Origin of the sequence: Gordonia sp. Z-3 (assembly GCF_036233855.1) — a bacterium.
In the GTDB taxonomy this organism is placed as follows: Bacteria; Actinomycetota; Actinomycetes; order Mycobacteriales; family Mycobacteriaceae; genus Gordonia; species Gordonia tangerina.
The window spans coordinates 311701-328402 of sequence record NZ_JAZARS010000001.1; the positions used below are offsets into that span (position 1 = coordinate 311701).

18 protein-coding genes and 1 pseudogene are annotated in these 16702 nt (G+C 66.0%); 11 read left to right on the top strand and 8 right to left on the bottom strand.

Annotated elements, in window-relative coordinates:
• The first annotated feature begins 33 nt into the window (after window positions 1–33).
• Together VX037_RS01340 and VX037_RS01345 are read left to right on the top strand one after the other, a co-directional pair.
• Window positions 34–900 (top strand): ParA family protein, encoded by an 867-nt coding sequence (locus tag VX037_RS01340; RefSeq protein ID WP_266062330.1) that lies wholly within the window; start codon window positions 34–36, stop codon window positions 898–900.
• Window positions 901–971: 71 nt separating this feature from the next.
• Window positions 972–1241, top strand: coding sequence for a GlsB/YeaQ/YmgE family stress response membrane protein (locus VX037_RS01345; protein ID WP_235725124.1), 270 nt, complete (start codon window positions 972–974; stop codon window positions 1239–1241).
• Between the two features lie 518 nt (window positions 1242–1759).
• On the opposite strand, the pseudogene VX037_RS23700 reads toward VX037_RS01345, so the two are convergent.
• Window positions 1760–2326, bottom strand: a pseudogene (locus VX037_RS23700) (DUF222 domain-containing protein); the annotation flags it as partial.
• On the opposite strand from VX037_RS23700, the gene VX037_RS01355 reads away from it, so the two are divergent.
• Genes VX037_RS01355 through malQ form a run of 3 tightly spaced genes read left to right on the top strand, consistent with a single transcriptional unit; the run spans window position 2307 to window position 6556 of the window.
• Window positions 2307–2954, top strand: coding sequence for an SDR family oxidoreductase (locus VX037_RS01355; RefSeq protein WP_235724618.1), 648 nt, complete (start codon window positions 2307–2309; stop codon window positions 2952–2954). The pseudogene VX037_RS23700 and the gene VX037_RS01355 overlap by 20 nt on opposite strands.
• Before the next feature lie 31 nt (window positions 2955–2985).
• Window positions 2986–4371, top strand: a complete 1386-nt coding sequence (locus VX037_RS01360) for an FAD-binding oxidoreductase (protein WP_328712974.1) — start codon at window positions 2986–2988, stop codon at window positions 4369–4371.
• A gap of 37 nt (window positions 4372–4408) precedes the next feature.
• Window positions 4409–6556 (top strand): 4-alpha-glucanotransferase, encoded by a 2148-nt coding sequence (malQ, locus tag VX037_RS01365; protein ID WP_328712975.1) that lies wholly within the window; start codon window positions 4409–4411, stop codon window positions 6554–6556.
• Here the strand turns inward: malQ and VX037_RS01370 are convergent.
• Window positions 6548–7819 (bottom strand): MFS transporter, encoded by a 1272-nt coding sequence (locus VX037_RS01370; RefSeq protein ID WP_328712976.1) that lies wholly within the window; start codon window positions 7817–7819, stop codon window positions 6548–6550. The genes malQ and VX037_RS01370 overlap by 9 nt on opposite strands.
• An 84-nt stretch (window positions 7820–7903) precedes the next feature.
• The gene (locus VX037_RS01375; RefSeq protein ID WP_328712977.1) at window positions 7904–8326 is read right to left on the bottom strand and encodes a globin domain-containing protein; all 423 of its coding nucleotides are present in this window, start codon (window positions 8324–8326) and stop codon (window positions 7904–7906) included.
• Window positions 8327–8531: 205 nt separating this feature from the next.
• Between VX037_RS01375 and VX037_RS01380 the strand changes: the two genes are divergently transcribed.
• Window positions 8532–10025, top strand: coding sequence for a flavin-containing monooxygenase (locus VX037_RS01380; RefSeq protein ID WP_328712978.1), 1494 nt, complete (start codon window positions 8532–8534; stop codon window positions 10023–10025).
• A gap of 78 nt (window positions 10026–10103) precedes the next feature.
• The gene (locus VX037_RS01385) at window positions 10104–11132 is read left to right on the top strand and encodes a zinc-binding alcohol dehydrogenase family protein (RefSeq protein ID WP_328712980.1); all 1029 of its coding nucleotides are present in this window, start codon (window positions 10104–10106) and stop codon (window positions 11130–11132) included.
• Window positions 11133–11143: 11 nt separating this feature from the next.
• Here VX037_RS01385 and VX037_RS01390 read toward each other — a convergent pair whose 3' ends face one another.
• The 3 genes from VX037_RS01390 to VX037_RS01400 all read right to left on the bottom strand — a co-directional run bounded on the left by VX037_RS01390 (window position 11144) and on the right by VX037_RS01400 (window position 12938).
• On the bottom strand, window positions 11144–11968 hold the full coding sequence (locus VX037_RS01390) for an SOS response-associated peptidase (protein WP_328712981.1): 825 nt from the start codon (window positions 11966–11968) through the stop codon (window positions 11144–11146).
• Window positions 11969–12099: 131 nt separating this feature from the next.
• The gene (locus VX037_RS01395; protein WP_287017020.1) at window positions 12100–12597 is read right to left on the bottom strand and encodes an aminoacyl-tRNA deacylase; all 498 of its coding nucleotides are present in this window, start codon (window positions 12595–12597) and stop codon (window positions 12100–12102) included.
• A gap of 197 nt (window positions 12598–12794) precedes the next feature.
• The gene (locus VX037_RS01400) at window positions 12795–12938 is read right to left on the bottom strand and encodes a hypothetical protein (protein ID WP_287017021.1); all 144 of its coding nucleotides are present in this window, start codon (window positions 12936–12938) and stop codon (window positions 12795–12797) included.
• Here VX037_RS01400 and VX037_RS01405 point away from each other — a divergent pair.
• Window positions 12898–13647, top strand: a complete 750-nt coding sequence (locus tag VX037_RS01405) for a sigma-70 family RNA polymerase sigma factor (RefSeq protein WP_442903626.1) — start codon at window positions 12898–12900, stop codon at window positions 13645–13647. The genes VX037_RS01400 and VX037_RS01405 overlap by 41 nt on opposite strands.
• A complete protein-coding gene (rsrA, locus tag VX037_RS01410) occupies window positions 13644–13955 on the top strand; it encodes a mycothiol system anti-sigma-R factor (RefSeq protein WP_235724609.1) in 312 nt (103 codons plus the stop codon). The genes VX037_RS01405 and rsrA overlap by 4 nt, the downstream gene beginning before the upstream one ends.
• A gap of 195 nt (window positions 13956–14150) precedes the next feature.
• Here the strand turns inward: rsrA and VX037_RS23705 are convergent, their stop codons facing one another.
• Window positions 14151–14225, bottom strand: coding sequence for a 50S ribosomal protein bL37 (locus VX037_RS23705; RefSeq protein WP_370452957.1), 75 nt, complete (start codon window positions 14223–14225; stop codon window positions 14151–14153).
• Between the two features lie 107 nt (window positions 14226–14332).
• Between VX037_RS23705 and VX037_RS01415 the strand changes: the two genes are divergently transcribed.
• Both VX037_RS01415 and VX037_RS01420 read left to right on the top strand, forming a co-directional pair.
• On the top strand, window positions 14333–14548 hold the full coding sequence (locus VX037_RS01415) for a biotin/lipoyl-binding carrier protein (RefSeq protein ID WP_235724608.1): 216 nt from the start codon (window positions 14333–14335) through the stop codon (window positions 14546–14548).
• A gap of 55 nt (window positions 14549–14603) precedes the next feature.
• Window positions 14604–16109: a sensor histidine kinase gene (locus VX037_RS01420; RefSeq protein ID WP_287017022.1), complete on the top strand. Its 1506-nt coding sequence runs from the start codon at window positions 14604–14606 to the stop codon at window positions 16107–16109.
• A 106-nt stretch (window positions 16110–16215) separates the two neighbouring features.
• On the opposite strand, the gene VX037_RS01425 is transcribed toward VX037_RS01420, so the two are convergent.
• Entirely contained in the window at window positions 16216–16470 is a 255-nt protein-coding gene (locus VX037_RS01425) for a WhiB family transcriptional regulator (RefSeq protein ID WP_005170735.1), read from the bottom strand.
• Window positions 16471–16702 lie beyond the last annotated feature (232 nt).

Consider the following 16702-nt stretch of genomic DNA (forward strand, 5'->3'; position numbering starts at 1 on the left):
GTCCACCGAAACTGCCAGCACACGGGGTGGGCCATGCCGACGGCGATCGCGACCATCAGCCTCAAGGGAGGTGTCGGCAAGACGACGCTGACTGCCGGTGTGGCCGAATTCCTGGCCGGCGAGTTCGGGCAGCGTGTTCTGCTGGTGGATCTCGACGCGCAGACGAACCTCACCACCATGATGATCGGACAGGACCGGTGGCTGCAATGCAACAAGCGGGGACACACACTGGCGACGCTGTTCGCGGACGCACTCGACGACACCAGGCGTTTCGATCTCGACACGACGCTTCAGCGCGATGTGTCACCCGTCGAGTCGGTGCGGGGTGTGGACCTGTTGCCGGCCTCCCTCGACTTCATCGAGTTGCAGGAGGAACTGAGTGCACGCCGTGTGGCCGCCGACGACCACGCCGCGCTGATCGACGTGCTGCGTCGCGCGGTTGCCGCGATCGCCGACAATTACGACTTCATCCTCATCGACTGCCCGCCGAATGTCGGTCCGTTCAGTCTCAACGGTCTCTCGCTGGCCGATGCCTATGTGATTCCGACGATCCCGGACGTGTTGTCGACGTACGCGATCGGTCATGTTCAGCGTCAGGTCGCCGACTTCGGAAGGGAAATCGGCCGTGAGATCACCGAATTGGGTGTGGTGGTGACCAAGTTCCGCGCTGCGGCGACACTTCACCAGGACACGGTCTTACGGCTCCGTCGGGACCCGTCGATACAGAACGTACTGCCCGCGTACCTCCACGAGGCCAACGTGATCGGTGCCGCAGCGGAGTACCGGCCGTACGTGAACCTGCGCGCCAAGTACGGCCATCACGGGCACTTCGAGCAGTTCCGGGGCGTGACACAGGCACTGATGATCGAAGCGGCCGCGAAGGTCTCGTCCACCGCGTAGCGTCGAGTCGGGTGTGCGACCGAACGCGGTCTGGTCCAGCTGCCGCCGCGTACCGACCAGGTGGAGGAATGATGCTCGGACTCGGAATCATCGGATGGATCATCGTGGGCGGCCTTGCCGGGTGGATCGCCAGCATGATCATGAAGACCAACGCTCAGATGGGCATTCTGCTCAACATCGTGGTGGGCATCGTCGGTGGCCTGCTCGGAGGGTTCATCCTCGCCCTGTTCGGCGTCGATGTGGAGGGCGGCGGACTGATCTTCAGTTTCGTGACCTGTCTCGCCGGGGCCTGCCTGCTGCTGTGGATTGTCGGCCTCGTGCGTGGTCGATCGAAGGTGTGACCACCCTGCGGCCAGTGACCGCCCCGCGGCCAGTGGCCGCTGGTGTACAGGCGGTGCGCGAGGCAGGCCTCCATGACCGAGATGGGTTGGGGGATCATCTCGGTGAGTTCGAATGAGTTGAGACGCTGCGGCGGCGCCTGTGCTGGTGGTGGGTGGATGCGGGCGCGTGCTTGTTCGAGGGTCGGGTTCGCTGTTGCGTCGCCACCACACGCGGCCGGCGTCGGGGCCGTCGGTGTAGACCCCGGCGGTGAACTGGCCCGGGTTTTTGCCGACCATCCGGTTGTGCGGGCCACAGGCGGGGGCGAGGTCGACGATGTCGGTGTTGCCGCCGTCGGCGAAGTCACGCACGGCGTGATGCATCTCCACGTGGGCGGCGGGCTGATCACAGTCGGGTGCTGAGCACACGTGCCCGTCGGGGCGGGCGAAAGACACCAACCGTTGCGCGCGAGTGGCGAGTCGGGGTCGTCGGGATTGTTGAGGCCGGGTGTGGCCCATACCGCCCACAGCGTTTCGATCAGGGCGCGGGTTTCCGGGTCGAGGTGACCGGTTAGTTTCGACATCTGCTGGGCGTCTTGCCGGTTGACCCACACGTTACGACGTCGTTTACGGTCACTGCCGTCGGACAACTCGCCGTCGGGGTCGAGGTTGTCGAGTAGCCGCTGCCCGAGTTCACCGATCTCGGCGGGCGTGTGCTCACACGCCAACCCGGCCAGGGTGGCCTCGGCGGCCACCTTCTTGTCATGCGGCAACCGATCCACCACCGCATCCAGCTCGGCGAGCAGACCCGGCACCTCCGACAACGACCCCGCCGACACCGACCCAGAAGGTACCGAATCAGGGGGTACCGAATCATGGGGCACCGAATCAGGCGGCGCAGAGTCGGTGGGCGCAGACTTGGTGGGCGCGGCATCGGTTGCATCACATTTATGAAACTCGGCCATACTCACCCCCGACTGACCGTTCCGAACGTATGTTCGATCATGCCGCAACCAGTCGAACCCGCAACCCTTCGTCGCGTCCGGTCGGTACGTTGGTGGGGTAGGGACCGCAACGAGAGGAGTGTTCATGACACGCGTCGCGATCATCGGGGGTCACGGCAAGATCGCTCTGCGCTTGGCGAAGATCCTGTCCGACCGGGGCGATGAAGTGACCTCGCTGATCCGCAACCCGGCCCATCGCGACGATGTGGAGGCCGCCGGTGCCACGCCGGTCGTTGCCGATGTGGAGAATCTCGATGTCGCCGGGATCGCTTCGGTACTCACCGACCAGGACGCGGTGGTCTTCTCCGCCGGCGCGGGCGGTGGCGACCCGAACCGGACCTACGCCGTCGACCGCGATGCCGCGATCCGCTCGATGGACGCCGCTGCCACCGCGGGCGCGAACCGCTATGTAATGGTGTCCTATTTCGGAGCCGGGCCCGACCATGGTGTGCCGGAGGACAATTCGTTCTATCCCTACGCGGAGGCGAAAGCTGCCGCCGACGAACATCTGACGGCATCCGATCTGCAGTGGACCGTTCTCGGACCCAGCCGGCTCACCGACCAACCCGGTACCGGCCGGATCACGGTCGGCGGGGACCGGGTGGCCGGCGACGAGGTGAGCCGTGACAACGTCGCGCAGGTCGCCGCGGCCGTACTCGCCGTCCCCGCGACGGTGGGTAAGCGCATCGAGTTCAACGACGGCGACACCCCCATCGCAGACGCGGTGTCGTGAGATCTCACCGGTCATCGCCGACAATCGGACCATGACCGATACACACGCCACGTCGTTCCTGTCCGATGTCGTGGCGATCGTCGGGGACGCGCATGTGTTGACCGACACCGATGCGATGGCCGGCCATCTGACCGATTGGACCGGACGTTGGACCGGGACGGCGGACGCGGTGATCCGCCCGCGTACCACCGATGAGGTGGCTGCGGTGGTCTCTGCGTGTGCCGCCCACGGCGTGGCCATCTGCGTGCAGGGTGGCAACACCGGGCTGGTCGGCGGGTCGGTGCCGCCTACCGAGCCCGCGTCCCGGGGCCTGCTGGTGGTGATGAGCACTGCCCGTATGACCGACATTGATGAGGTCGACACCCGCGGTCGCTGCGTCGGTGTCCAGGCGGGTGCGACGATCGATCAGATCGACTCCCGCGCCGCAGAGCACGGCCTACGCTTCCCGGTGGATCTGGCGTCGCGAGAGTCGGCCACCGCGGGTGGGGTGGTCGGGACCAACGCCGGCGGGGTGCGGATGATCCGGCACGGCAACACCCGTCGCCAGGTACTCGGCATCGAGGCCGTACGCGCCGACGGTCAGGTGTTGCGCAGGTGGACATCGCTCGTCAAGGACAACGTCGGCTACGACATCCCCGGATTGCTCGCCGGGAGCGAGGGCACCCTCGCCATCGTGACCCGGGTCCTTTTCCGGCTGGTGGCCCCGCCTGCCTCGACGATCGTGACGGTGGCCGCGGTGCGCCACGTAGAGGATTCGTTCGCCCTCATCGACACCATGACCGAGCGAGGGCTGACCGTCGAGGCGGCCGAGATCATGACCGATGCGGGAATCGAACTGGTGCATGAGCACGGCGTGCGCCGGCCGGTGGCCGCGCACGCGCCTTTCTACACCCTGGTGGAAGTGTCGGGCACCGGTGATGTGGAGGCCGCGGTGATCGACGTCCTCGACGATGCTGACGTCGTCGACGCCGTGCTCGAACCCGGCCCGGCCCGCGATCTCTGGGCGGCGCGTGAGCGGCACACCGAGACGATCTCGCGGTCGTCCACCACGCCGGTGGTGAAACTCGATGTGTCCGTGCCGATTCGGGCGCTTCCGGAGGCGCTTGCCGAACTGGCCGCCGTGGCCGACCTCGTCGAGCACCCGTGCCGGTCGATCCTGTTCGGGCATGTCGGGGACGGCAACATCCACGTCAACCTGCTCGATGTGCCCGAACGCAACGCCGAGGAACTGACGGGGCGAGTCTTCGGGATCGTCGCCGCCAACGGCGGCAGCATCAGCGCCGAGCACGGTATCGGCCGGGCAAAGGTGGCGTGGACGCACCTGGGGCGTAGTGACGTCGATCTCGCCACGATGCGTGCGATCAAGGGTGCCTGGGACCCCGACGGCCGGTTGAACCCGGGCGTGCTGTTCGGCTGACGCGCGCGAACGACCGAATCCTGAGACGATTCATCTCGTGACGACCGACGATGGGGCGCGCGAGGACCTGGTGGAGCTGGCCCGACGCTGTGGCGTCGCCGATCGGTATGTGGGCTGGGATCAACTCGACCATCACGTGAGTTCGGAGACGATCGTGGCGGTGCTCGCCTCGCTGGGCGTGGCCGCCGATGGCTCCGAGGAGATCGCCGCGGCCCACGCGCACCTCGACGATGCGCCGTGGCGGGAGATGTTGCCGCCGGTGACGGTGGCCGTCGAAGGCGCCCGGACCCGGTTCATCGCCCATGTGCCGCACTGGGATCCGCTTCATGTCTGGATCGTCACCGAGGACGGACGCACCGAGCAGCCCGCACAGGTCGACGAGTGGGTCGAACCGCGCGAGGTCGACGGGGTACTCATCGGTCGGGCGACCTTCGAGGTCCCCGCGAATATCGAACCGGGCTATCACCGGGTGCATGCCCTCGATCCGGCCACCGAACAAACCATGGACCGGCCGCTGATCGTGACGCCTCGGCGGCTGTCGACCGCTGATGGCCTGCTAGACGGTCGGCGTTGGGGCGTGGCCGTCCAGCTGTATTCGGTCCGCTCGTCGAGGTCGTGGGGAGTCGGCGATTTCGCCGACCTCGCGGGCATCTGCGAGGCCGCGGCCAGTAGTCATGGGGCAGATTTCGTCCAGGTCAACCCGCTGCACGCGGCGCAACCGACCGCACCCATCGAACAGTCCCCGTACCTGCCGGTGACCCGGCGGTTCGTCAATCCCCTCTACATCCGGGTCGGCGACATCCCCGAGGTCGCGAGACTGGACAAACGGGCACGTAAACACCTCAAGACGCTGGAGGGAGCCTTTTTCGACGAGAACCTCGCCACCGACAAGATCAAGCGCAACAAATCGTTCCGGGCCAAGATGAGCGCGTTGGAGATGATCCGCGACCAGCCGCGATCAGACGAGCGGGACTTTGCCTACCGATCGTTTCGGCGGCGTGAGGGCAAGGGGCTGCGCCGCTTCGCCACCTGGTGTGCGCTGGCCGAGCATTTCGGCTCCGACAGCCCCAAGTGGACGACGCGCTTGCGGGACAAGGACTTCGTCAAGCGTAAGCGCCGAGAGCTGGCCGACCGCGTCGACTTCTACATGTGGCTGCAATGGATCTGCGATCAGCAACTCGCCGATGCGCAGCATGCCGCTCTGTCGGCGGGCATGCGGATCGGGATCATCGCCGACCTCGCGGTCGGGGTGGCTCGGCACAGTGCCGATGTGTGGATGCTCGGCGATGTGCTCGCCCGTGGCGCGACTGTCGGGGCGCCGCCCGACGGTTTCAATCAGCAGGGACAGAACTGGGACCAGCCTCCGTGGGACCCGCGCCGCCTGGCCGAGGCCGGATACGAGCCGTATCGCGACATGCTGCGTACGGTCCTGCGGCATGCGGGCGGTCTGCGGGTCGACCACATCCTGGGGTTGTTCCGGCTCTGGTGGATTCCCGACGGCAAGAGCCCGGCAGCGGGCACCTATGTCCATTACGACCACGACGCGCTGATCGGCATACTGGCGTTGGAGGCCGAACGGGCCGGTGCCGTGGTGATCGGTGAAGACCTCGGAGTCTTCGAACCGTATGTGCAGCAGGCGCTCACCGAGCGCGGAATACTGGGTACCTCGATCTTATGGTTCGAACACGGTGCCGATGCGCCGGTGCCGCCGGAGGAGTACCGGCAATTGTGCCTGACGTCGGTGACGACTCACGACCTGCCACCCACGGTGGGCTACCTCGCCGGTGACCACATCGAATTGCGTTCTCGGTTGGGGTTGCTGGAGACCGGTGAGGCGGCCGAACGCGCACGTGACGAACGTGACCGCGACGCCGTACTGAATCTGGCCCGATCCCGTGGACTGCTACCGCCCGACGCCGCACCGACCGGGCAGGAGACGGTTGAAGCGCTGTACCGACTCATCGCGCAGACGCCGTCTGTGCTGTTGAGTGTGGCGCTGGTCGATGCGGTGGGGGAGCGTCGGATTCAGAACCAGCCCGGCACCGATTCGTCGCAGTACCCGAACTGGTGCATCCCGCTCGCCGACGAGAACGGCCAGGTGGTTCTCGTCGAGGATCTGGCCAGCAATGCGCGCTTCGCGAGTCTGGTCGACGCACTGACGGAGCAGGGCGTCGGGTCACATTGAGTGGTCACCCCGGGAGGCGGTGTGCCGCGGCCCGGGGCCGTGATCGGAGCGCACCGCCACTAGGGTCAATACCAGAGCGATGAGGGCGAGAACACCGACCGCGATGTTGAATGCGATCCCGGAGGTGCGCAGCCCCCAGTGGGCCGCGGCGAAACCCTCACCGACGATCGGGATCGAGATCGCCACATAGGCGACCACGAAATAGGTCGAGGTGACTTCGGCGCGCCGGTCGGATGGGCTGGCCGCGACGACCGCGGCCAACCCCTTGCTGAAGGAGAGTCCCTGCCCGATTCCGCTGATGATCGCGCCGAGGAACAGGATGGCCAACGATGGGACCAGCAGCCCGCTCACCAGCACGGCCATTCCGACGACCAGGACTGCGCATCCGACGATCAGGGACCGCTCCGTGGGCTGTGAACGCCCGACGATCTGGGTCAACGCCGAGGTCAAGAACAGCACCGCCACCAGGATGCCGGCGATCGCGTGCGAGTCGATGCCGAGTATCTGCGACACGAACGACGGGGTCACGCCGGTGAAGGTGCCCATCACCGCGAACCCGGCAAAGGCCGCGATGGCCGCACGCACGAAGACGCCTCGGACCTCGGCGGGAACCGACAGCCGCTGCAAACCCAGGGGCGTCCCGGCGCGGACATCAACCGATTCCGTCAGGAACCAGATCCCGACGAGGACCGGTGCCAGCAGCACCAGATCGAGCGCAAATGGCAGGCGGAGCGGGGCGGGTGCGAATTGAGCGAGGAGTCCGGCGATCAGCGGCCCCAACCCCAGACCCCCGATGTTGGCGGCGGTGGCGATGGCGGGTGCCCGGCCCTGCCAGCGCCCGGGTGCCAGTTCGATGATGGCCGCGGTTGCGGCGCCGGCGTAGATTCCCGCCGACAAACCGGACAGCACCCTGCCGATCATCAACTGCCACACGGGTCCTGCGGTGAGGAACACCACGGCGCTGGCTGCCGAGAGCAGTGCGCCGGCGAGTAGCAGTGGCCGTCGTCCCACCGCATCGGACCAGCGACCGAACACGATCAGTGCGGCGATCACGCCGGCGGCGTAGATCGCGAAGATCACCGTGGTGGTGACCACGCCGAAGCCGAGCTCGGCCGCGTAGATGGCATAGAGCGGGGTGGGCAGGGTGGTGCCGAGCATGACGACGGCGAAGGCGAGTGCGGCCGCGGCGAACGAACGCCCACGTGACCGTTCTCGTCGTTGCGCTGGGGCCGTCTGTGTGTGGCTGCTCCCGGTCTGCGGCATGACTGTGCCAGCGTCGGATGTCGCGGCCGTATTCCCGCGCAGCTCCGGTGTCCACTTCGATGTCGGTGTCGGCCGCGGCGATCGTCAGGCTGCGCCCGACGCGTCGGCCTCGTCGGGGTATGCCGCGACCATCAGCGACGCCACTGCCGCCAGCACCTCCGACCACGCCGCGGTCATCTCCGCGGTCCAATGCGGGTCGCCGACTTCGGACATGGTGGCGATCATGCACTCGGCGACCGCGCCGTACATCAATTCGGTCACCCCCAACTCGGCGTGACGGCGGCCCAGCGTGCCCAGTGTCGACGAGAGCCACGCGGAATCCTCGAGATGATCGACCACCGCGATGATGGCCGTGCGCAACATCGCGGCTTGCGGACGCACGCCCCGACTGAACATGGGTTGTACCTCGGGATATCGCTCGAAGAGCACCTCATAGAACCGGACGGTGAGGCCGTCGTCGGGTAGGTCCACCAGCGCCAGACTGCGCTCGAGAAGAATTTTGTCCATGCGACGATCGTGGTGAACCGCTGTTACCTGGCAATTACCGCGACGGCACAACGGGTCGCCGCACCGGTAACACCAACCTCACAGCCGCTCGGATCACCGACGTCGCCGACGGGTCTGGTCACGTCGCGTCTCGTCGATTAGTGTTTCGGGGAGTAACACTCACATCGGTCAGCACGATCGACGATTCGGCCCGGGGGCGGAAGCGATGACAGAGACGGCACGACCCGACCACGATGTGGTGATCGTCGGGGCGGGCTTCGGCGGGTTGGGTGCCGCAATCGAGTTCAAGAGCCTGGGTTTCGAGAACATCGCCATCCTCGAGCGCGAGCAGGATCTCGGTGGCACCTGGCACGTCAACCACTATCCCGGCCTGGCCGTCGACATCGCCTCGGTCACCTACTCGTACTCGTTCGAACCGAACCCGTATTGGTCGCGGCTGTTCGCGCCGGGAGTCGAACTCAAGCGTTACGCCCATCACGTCGCCGACAGCTACGACCTGAAGCGACACATGCAGTTCGACACCACGGTGACGCGGGCGGAATGGGATGAGCGCGAGCGACTCTGGCGGGTCGCCACGGCCGACGGTGCGACGCGAACGTGCCGCTATCTGGTCACTGCCACGGGGTTCCTCTCCCAACCGCACACGCCTGACTTTCCGGGTCTCGACACGTTCGGCAGAACGATCATCCACACCACTGCCTGGGAGGATGGCCACGACTTCACCGGTGAGCGGGCGGCGATCGTGGGCACCGGCGCCACCGCGGTCCAGCTGATACCCGAGATCGCCCGCCAGGCAAAAACTCTCACCGTGTTCCAGCGGACGCCGATCTGGGTGGTGCCGAAAGTCGATTTCGGAATCCCGGCGCCTGTCCAGAAGATCTTCGCCCGGGTGCCGATTACCCAGCGCCTGGCCCGGATGGTGAACACCGCCGCACTCGAGGCCCTGATGGTGTTCGGGGTCCTGCACTTCAAGCAGGCCAGAATCGGCAACCGGGGAGCAGAGCTGTTGGCGCGCGCGCACCTGCGCGCCCAGGTGCGCGACCGGAGTACCCGAGCGGCACTGACTCCGACGTACGACTTCGGCTGCAAACGGCCGACGTTCTCCAACAGCTACCTGCGCGCCTTCAACGATCCGCATGTCTCTCTGCAGACGAGCTCCATCGACCGGGTGGAACCGGGAGCGATCATCACCACCGATGGCGACCGCACCGAGGTCGACGTTCTGGTCCTGGCCACCGGTTTCGATCTCTGGGGAACCAACTTTCCGGCGTTCGACATCGTCGGGCGGGATGGACGCGATCTCGGCACCTGGTGGCGAGAGAACCGGTTTCAGGCGTACGAGGGTATCGCCATGCCGAGTTTCCCCAACCTGCTCTCGCTGAACAGTCCGTACTCCTACAGCGGGTTGTCGTACTTCACGACGATCGAAGGGCAGATGACCCACATCCGTCGGCTCTTCGGTGAGTTGCGGCAGCGGCAGGCCACGACCTTCGAAGTGACCGAGGAGGCCAACGCGGAATTCCTGGCCCGGGTCACCGAGAAGTTGCAGTCCTCGGTGTTCTACAACGGCGACTGTGCGTCGGCCCGAAGCTATTACTTCAACCAGCACGGCGAGGCGGCGTTGTTGCGGCCGAGTTCCACTCTGTCCACGCGGCGCGAGATGGACGGGTTCCCGCTCGACGACTATCGGTACCGCTGACCCACCGTCACCGGGCTGGGTCGGGGACATGCTGCCGACGCCCCCATCACCGCAGCAATGGCGCCATATCCTGGAATCATGCGTGCCTGGGAAGTGAGCGCTCCGGCGCCGATCGAGCACCACCCGCTGCGGTTGGTGCGCAAAGATGTGCCCGTGGTGGGTGACGACGAACTGCTCGTTCGTGTCCTCGCATGCGGCGTGTGCCGCACCGATCTGCATGTGGCCGAAGGGGATCTCCCACTCCATCGAGATCGGGTGACCCCTGGGCACGAGGTAGTGGGGGAGGTGGCAGCGCTGGGTCCGCAGGTCACCGAGTTCGCCGTCGGTGACCGCGTCGGGGTGGCGTGGCTGCACCGAACCGACGGCACCTGCGACTACTGTCGGCGTGGCGACGAGAATCTCTGTCCGGCATCGTCTTACACCGGGTGGGACCATGATGGCGGCTATGCCGACTTCACCACCGTGCCTGCGCCGTTCGCGTATCGCCTGCCCGCCGATCTGGACACCGTCGCCGCGGCCCCGCTGCTCTGCGCCGGCATCATCGGCTATCGTGCGCTCAAGCGGGCGAGCCGGCCCGACCCGGGTGCCGAGTTCGGCTTCGAGATCCCGCACCGATTGGGCCTCTACGGCTTCGGTGGCAGTGCACACCTCTGTGCGCAGGTCGCGATCGCCCTGGGCGCCAGGGTGCATGTGATGACCCGCGGCGAACAGTCACGCGAGCTGGCGCGACGCCTGGGGGCGACGTCGGTGGGCACCACCGACGCTGCCCCGCCGGAGCCACTGGACGCCGCCATCACATTCGCTCCGGTGGGTGAGCTGGTGCCGGTGGCGATGCGCGCCCTCGATCGCGGTGGCGTCCTGGCCATTGCGGGCATTCACCTGAGTGATGTTCCACCGCTGAACTATCAGCGAGAGCTTTTCTACGAAAGAGAGATCCGCTCGGTCACCGCGAACACCAGGGCCGACGGCGAGGAGTACCTGACACTTGCCGCACGCCATGGCGTGCACGCGACCACCCACCCCTATCCGCTGTCGAGGGCTGATGAGGCGCTCGCCGACCTGAAAGCGGGCCGCTTCGACGGTGCCGCGGTCCTCATGCCCGACTGACCGCGGGCCGCTCAGACCGGTTCCAACAGTTCCGGCCCGTTGTTGGCAACCCGGTTCACCAGCGGGGCCACCTCGCGGACGTCGACCGCGTCGGCGATCGCCTCGCTCGGCGGTGCGAACAGTTCGGCGGGGGCGGTGTGGTCCGGGTCGAGCCACGGATCCCAGTTCTCGAAGGGCATGATCAACGGCATGCGGTCGTGAATATCGCGCAGGTGTCCGACGGCGTCGGTCGTGAGGATCGAACAACTCAGTAACGGCGGTGTGTCCCGTGCGGCGTCCTTCGGGCGCCACACCGACCACAGACCGGCCATGAATAGTCGAGTCCCATCGTGGGGGGACATGAAGAACGGCACCTTGGTGGGTTTGCCCTTCGCATCGGCGGGGCCCTTCTTCCACTCATACCAACCGTCCATCGGGACCAGGCACCGCTTGGACTTCACCGAGGAGCGGAACGAACTCTTCTCCGCCGCGCTCTCCGCGCGAGCGTTGAACAGCAGCGGGCCTTTGCCGACCTCCCTGGCCCATGGCGGCACCAGGCCCCAGCGCATCGCGCGGATGCGCAGCGCCGGGTCGTCGTCGGCATCGTCGGGTGCGTGACGCCGCACCACGGTCATCACCGTGGTGGTGGGTGCGACGTTGTAGTTCGGTCCGGGGGACCGTCCGGACGTGCCGCGTTCGGCCGACGCCGGCTCATTGTTCGCGGACTCGTCCTTCGCCGATTTGTCATCAGCCGATTCGTCGCCCGCCGGGTCGAGGGGAACGGGCACCTCGTTGATCGCATCGATCTCCGCGGCGAGCTTCGCCGGGTCGGTGGTCACCGCATATCGTCCGCACATGGCCTCCATGCTGGCACGAACCCCCGACACGGACCCATGACACGATTCACTGACACTCACACTGCGACCCCTCACACCGCGACCCCTCACACGGCGATCACCCACACCGCGACCCCTCACACTGCGATCACTCACACCGCGATGTCGGCGGTCACCGCATTCGTCGCCGCAACGAGGTCGCCGGGAGCGAGTCCGATCTCCATACCCCGCCGACCGGCACTGCAGTACACCGTCGACCAGTCGAGCGCGGATCTGTCCACGACCGTGGGCAGCGCCGTGCGCTGGCCGAGGGGTGACACCCCGCCGAAGACGTAGCCGGTCGAGCGGGTGACCGCCTTCTCGGCGGCCATCGCCGCCTTGGATGTGCCCTTGGTGACATCGGCCAACGCCGCGGCGGCTGCTTTCAGCGAAAGTCGGCGCGGTACCGGCACCACTGCGACCGCCAAGTGACCGCCGAGATCGATCACCAAGGTCTTGAAGACCTGATCCGGACTGATCCCGAGGGCATCGGCGAGCGCAGCGACCGCCTCGGCGCCGTACGCGTCGCTGTTCTTGTCGTGGGTGTACCGGTGCACGCTGTGGGCGATACCTGCGCGTTCGAGTGCCGTCACCGCCGGTGTTGCGGCCATCATCTCGCTCCGTTCTGCTGGCTGTGCTGCCGATCCGTACATCGCATGGAACATTTGCCGTGCACACACTGTTGACGCATGTGTCGACGACGTGGGCAACCGGCGGTGGCCGCTCGTCAACCGAACATTCCCGACTCACACGGAAGGTCGAACAGCCATATGAGTAGCACTGGTCTGGTCGAACCCACCAGCGCGGTTCACGAGTCAGCATCCCAGGTGGGCGTCGCGCCCGGCGCGGCATCGGTAAGCTGGTCCGACAGTGGGATCTCCAACGGGATCGTCGCCCCGGACACCCGATGGGTGCTGCGGGCACCGACCTCGGTCCCAGCGAACGCCGTCACCGAAGGGATCGTAGTGACCGAACCCGAGTCGCAGGACCAGGCGCCCGCCGATGCGGACTCGAAGCGCACATCGGGAGTCGGGTCGCAGGCGCCGCGCCGAGCCGATCCGGGCGAGTCGCCCGAGGCGTTGACGGAGCGTTTCGAGCGTGACGCGTTGCCGTTGCTCGACCAGATGTACGGCGCAGCACTGCGGATGACCCGTAATCCGGCCGATGCCGAAGACCTGGTTCAGGAGACCTACGTCAAGGCCTTCTCGGCCTTCTCGTCCTTCCGGGAGGGCACCAACCTCAAGGCGTGGCTTTATCGGATCCTGACCAACACCTACATCAACGGATATCGCAAGAAGCAGCGTCAACCGGCGCAGTATCCCACTGACGAGATCACCGATTGGCAGTTGGCGGCGACCGCCGAACACTCGTCGACCGGACTTCGCTCAGCGGAGATCGAGGCGCTCGAAGCCCTACCCGACGACGACATCAAGGCCGCGCTGCAGGAACTCCCGGAGGACTTCCGGATGGCGGTGTACTACGCCGACGTGGAAGGTCTGCCTTACAAGGAGATCGCGGAGATCATGGACACGCCGATCGGAACCGTCATGTCCCGGCTGCATCGTGGCCGGCGTCAGTTGCGCGATCTACTCGCCGACGTCGCCCGTGAGCGCGGCTTCAACCGCGCCGCACGCAACTCCGAGAGCGGGGTGAAGAGATGAGCGGCACACAGCGAAGTGATGATCAGGGTGGCGACATGGATCCTGAGTTCGTCGAACTCGACTGCTCCGCGGTGATCGCGGATGTCTGGTTGCTCCTCGACGACGAGTGCGATGCCGATGCACGGTCACGTCTGCAGGAGCATCTCGACACCTGCCCATCGTGTTTTGCCCATTACGGCATCGAGCAGCAGATGAAGACTCTGATCAACCGGAAGTGCGGCGGCGATCACGCACCCGAAGGGCTGCGTGAGCGGTTGCGTGTCGAGATCCGTCGGACCGTGATCGTGCGGGAGTCGGGCCCGGAGTAGCGACCCCGCGAGATCCACGCCGTCACCTGCCCCACGGCGGTCGACAGCACCCGGAAAAACGCCGAGAGCATCCACCCTTGTGCAGAGAAGCGACTCTCTGCTCCAACAGTGGATGCCCTCGGCGTTTTTCCGGGTGCTGTCGACGCGGACCGTCGAACCGAACCCATCCAATAAGCTCGCTACCCGAGTCGAAACTCAGGAGTTGGGACGCTTGCCGTGGTTGGCAGCGTTCTTCTTACGAGCGCGCTTCTTGCGTCCGCGCTTGCCCATGACGGACCTCCTTCGTACTGTGTGCGGGTCTGATTGTCCCACGTGTGGCATGCGTGATCACAATCGCCTGTCGTCGCGCCGCCGTGTGCGTCGGCTAGGTTATGACCATGGCTGAAGACGTCGTGGCGGAGATCGTCGCCAGCGTGCTGGAAGTGCGGGCGAGCGCCGGGCAGCAGGTCGAGGTGGGCGACACCCTGGTGCTACTGGAGTCGATGAAGATGGAGATCCCGGTCCTGGCGGAGGAACCGGGCACCTTGGCCGATGTCAAGGTCGTGGTCGGCGATGTGATCCAGGCCGGCGACATCATCGCCGTCTACGAATGAACCGTGTGGGCAGGCGATTGCGTTCGCCGGAACGCACGGCTGAGTAGCCCCAGCTATGTCGACGCTGGCAGATCTTCTGGCAGAACACACGCAGTTGTCCGACGCCGCGGCAGCCCACCTGCAGCGTCTGGTCGCGGAATGGCAGTTACTGGCCGACCTGTCGTTCGCGGATCTGCTGATGTCGGTGCGGACCGAGAACGGCGACATGGTGACGGTGGCGCAATGCCGCCCGAACACCGCGTCGACCGTCTTTCCAAGCGATGAGGTCGGCTCGGTGGCCGACCGCGCGATGAATCCGCAACTGGACCGGGCATTCTTCGCCGACCGGGTGTTGCGTGACGAGGACCCGGAGTGGTTCGGTTCGGTGGCGATTCGTCGCGAAGCGGTTCCGGTGGGGTTTCCCGGCGCCGACGGAGCGATCGCGGTTCTCACGCGCGCGGTGGATCTGACCCATCCACGGTTGCCGTCACCTCTCGAGCTGGCCTATCAGGACTCGGCGAACGATCTGTGTCAGATGGTCGCCGATGGGACCTTTCCGCATCAAGAGGGCAATCCGCGCGGCCTGTCCACACCCCGCGCGGGTGACGGATTCGTCCGGATCGACGAGCACGGGATGGTCGTCTATGCCAGCCCCAATGCGTTGTCTGCGTTCCACCGGATGGGGTGGAGTGCGGAACTGACGCACACCCGGTTGTCGGAGGTGACGTCGGCGTTGTTGACCGATCGGTTCGAATCCGAGGACGTGGCCACCATGATCGATGCGGCAGCGGGGGTCACCGCGCCGCCGGTGACGCCGTACCGCGACGTCGGGATGCGGATGGAGGCCGATGCCAGTCGGGCGACCGTGCTCATCCGTGCGGTACCGCTGCATCCGCGGGCCGTCGATACCGGCGCGGTGGTATTGATCCGCGACGTCACCGAGGTCAAACGACGTGACCTCGCGTTGATCAGCAAGGATGCGACGATCCGCGAGATCCACCATCGGGTCAAGAACAATCTGCAATCGGTGTCGGCGCTGTTGCGTCTGCAGGCACGGCGCACCTCCAACCCGGAGGCGCGCGGCGCGCTGACCGAGGCGGTACGCAGGGTGGCGTCTATCGCCCTCGTGCACGAATTGCTCTCCGGCAGTGTCGACGAGGAGGTTGATCTCGACGAGGTCGTCGATCGGTTGGTGCCGATCCTGGTCGATGTCGCCTCCAGGGATGCCAGAGTGCAAGTGCGGCATCGTGATCGACTCGGTGTGCTCTCGGCGGAGCTCGCGATGCCGCTGGTGATGGTGCTCACAGAACTGATCCAGAACGCGATCGAGCACGGCTTCGATGATGGCGCCGCCGACAGCGAGATCGAGATCGTGGCCCACCGCGATGTCCGAACACTCCGTATCGCCATACGTGACAATGGTTTCGGGCTACCCGCTCATTTCGACATGAGCACCTCGGATCGACTCGGCCTGCAGATCGTGCAGACCATGGTGTCGATCGAACTCGGTGGCACCCTGGCCATGGGAGCGAATCCCGCGGGCCGGGGCGCCGAGGTGAGTGTTACGATCCCGTTGCGCTGAAAGCGAACCTGCTGATGGCCGAGATCTTATGTCCCACAGACGAAGAGACCCGGCCGGGGCCGGGTCTCTTCGATGTCGCCGTGGCGACTGGAGGCTGTGGCCCCTGTCAGACGCTGCTCCGCGTCCGCGTCCGCGCGGTGCGCCGTTTGAGCGCGCGCCGCTCGTCCTCGCTCATTCCTCCCCAGACGCCTGCGTCCTGCCCGGACTCCAGGGCCCACGAGAGGCATTCGGCCGTGACGGGGCACCGGGCGCAGACGAGCTTCGCATCAGCGATCTGTGCGATGGCCGGTCCGCTGGTCCCCACCGGGAAGAACAGCTCCGGATCTTCGTCGCGACAGATTGCTTTGTGACGCCAGTCCATTCCTTCTCCTTCAGGTGCTTGACGCACCACTCGACAACTACCAATGTCTGGTTTGTTGTGGCTGTAACCGCTAGTTCACGCGGACCCACCAAATGTTTCCGCACTGTTGCTTGTGAATACTTTCACGAATCCAGGCGAAGTCAATGGTGTTCCGTTAACACGTGTGCAATATCACTGTTCGGTGACCCTCCCCGAGGGGGGTGGCTGCACTTGGTTGCGCACCGATGTACTA

Coding starts and splice junctions, on each gene's coding strand:
- VX037_RS01340 (WP_266062330.1), top strand. CDS start 34: ATGCCGACGGCGATCGCGACCATCAGCCTCAAGGGAGGTGTCGGCAAG.
- VX037_RS01345 (WP_235725124.1), top strand. CDS start 972: ATGCTCGGACTCGGAATCATCGGATGGATCATCGTGGGCGGCCTTGCC.
- VX037_RS01355 (WP_235724618.1), top strand. CDS start 2,307: ATGACACGCGTCGCGATCATCGGGGGTCACGGCAAGATCGCTCTGCGC.
- VX037_RS01360 (WP_328712974.1), top strand. CDS start 2,986: ATGACCGATACACACGCCACGTCGTTCCTGTCCGATGTCGTGGCGATC.
- VX037_RS01370 (WP_328712976.1), bottom strand. CDS start 7,819: ATGCCGCAGACCGGGAGCAGCCACACACAGACGGCCCCAGCGCAACGA.
- VX037_RS01375 (WP_328712977.1), bottom strand. CDS start 8,326: ATGGACAAAATTCTTCTCGAGCGCAGTCTGGCGCTGGTGGACCTACCC.
- VX037_RS01380 (WP_328712978.1), top strand. CDS start 8,532: ATGACAGAGACGGCACGACCCGACCACGATGTGGTGATCGTCGGGGCG.
- VX037_RS01385 (WP_328712980.1), top strand. CDS start 10,104: ATGCGTGCCTGGGAAGTGAGCGCTCCGGCGCCGATCGAGCACCACCCG.
- VX037_RS01390 (WP_328712981.1), bottom strand. CDS start 11,968: ATGTGCGGACGATATGCGGTGACCACCGACCCGGCGAAGCTCGCCGCG.
- VX037_RS01395 (WP_287017020.1), bottom strand. CDS start 12,597: ATGGCCGCAACACCGGCGGTGACGGCACTCGAACGCGCAGGTATCGCC.
- rsrA (WP_235724609.1), top strand. CDS start 13,644: ATGAGCGGCACACAGCGAAGTGATGATCAGGGTGGCGACATGGATCCT.
- VX037_RS01415 (WP_235724608.1), top strand. CDS start 14,333: ATGGCTGAAGACGTCGTGGCGGAGATCGTCGCCAGCGTGCTGGAAGTG.
- VX037_RS01420 (WP_287017022.1), top strand. CDS start 14,604: ATGTCGACGCTGGCAGATCTTCTGGCAGAACACACGCAGTTGTCCGAC.
- VX037_RS01425 (WP_005170735.1), bottom strand. CDS start 16,470: ATGGACTGGCGTCACAAAGCAATCTGTCGCGACGAAGATCCGGAGCTG.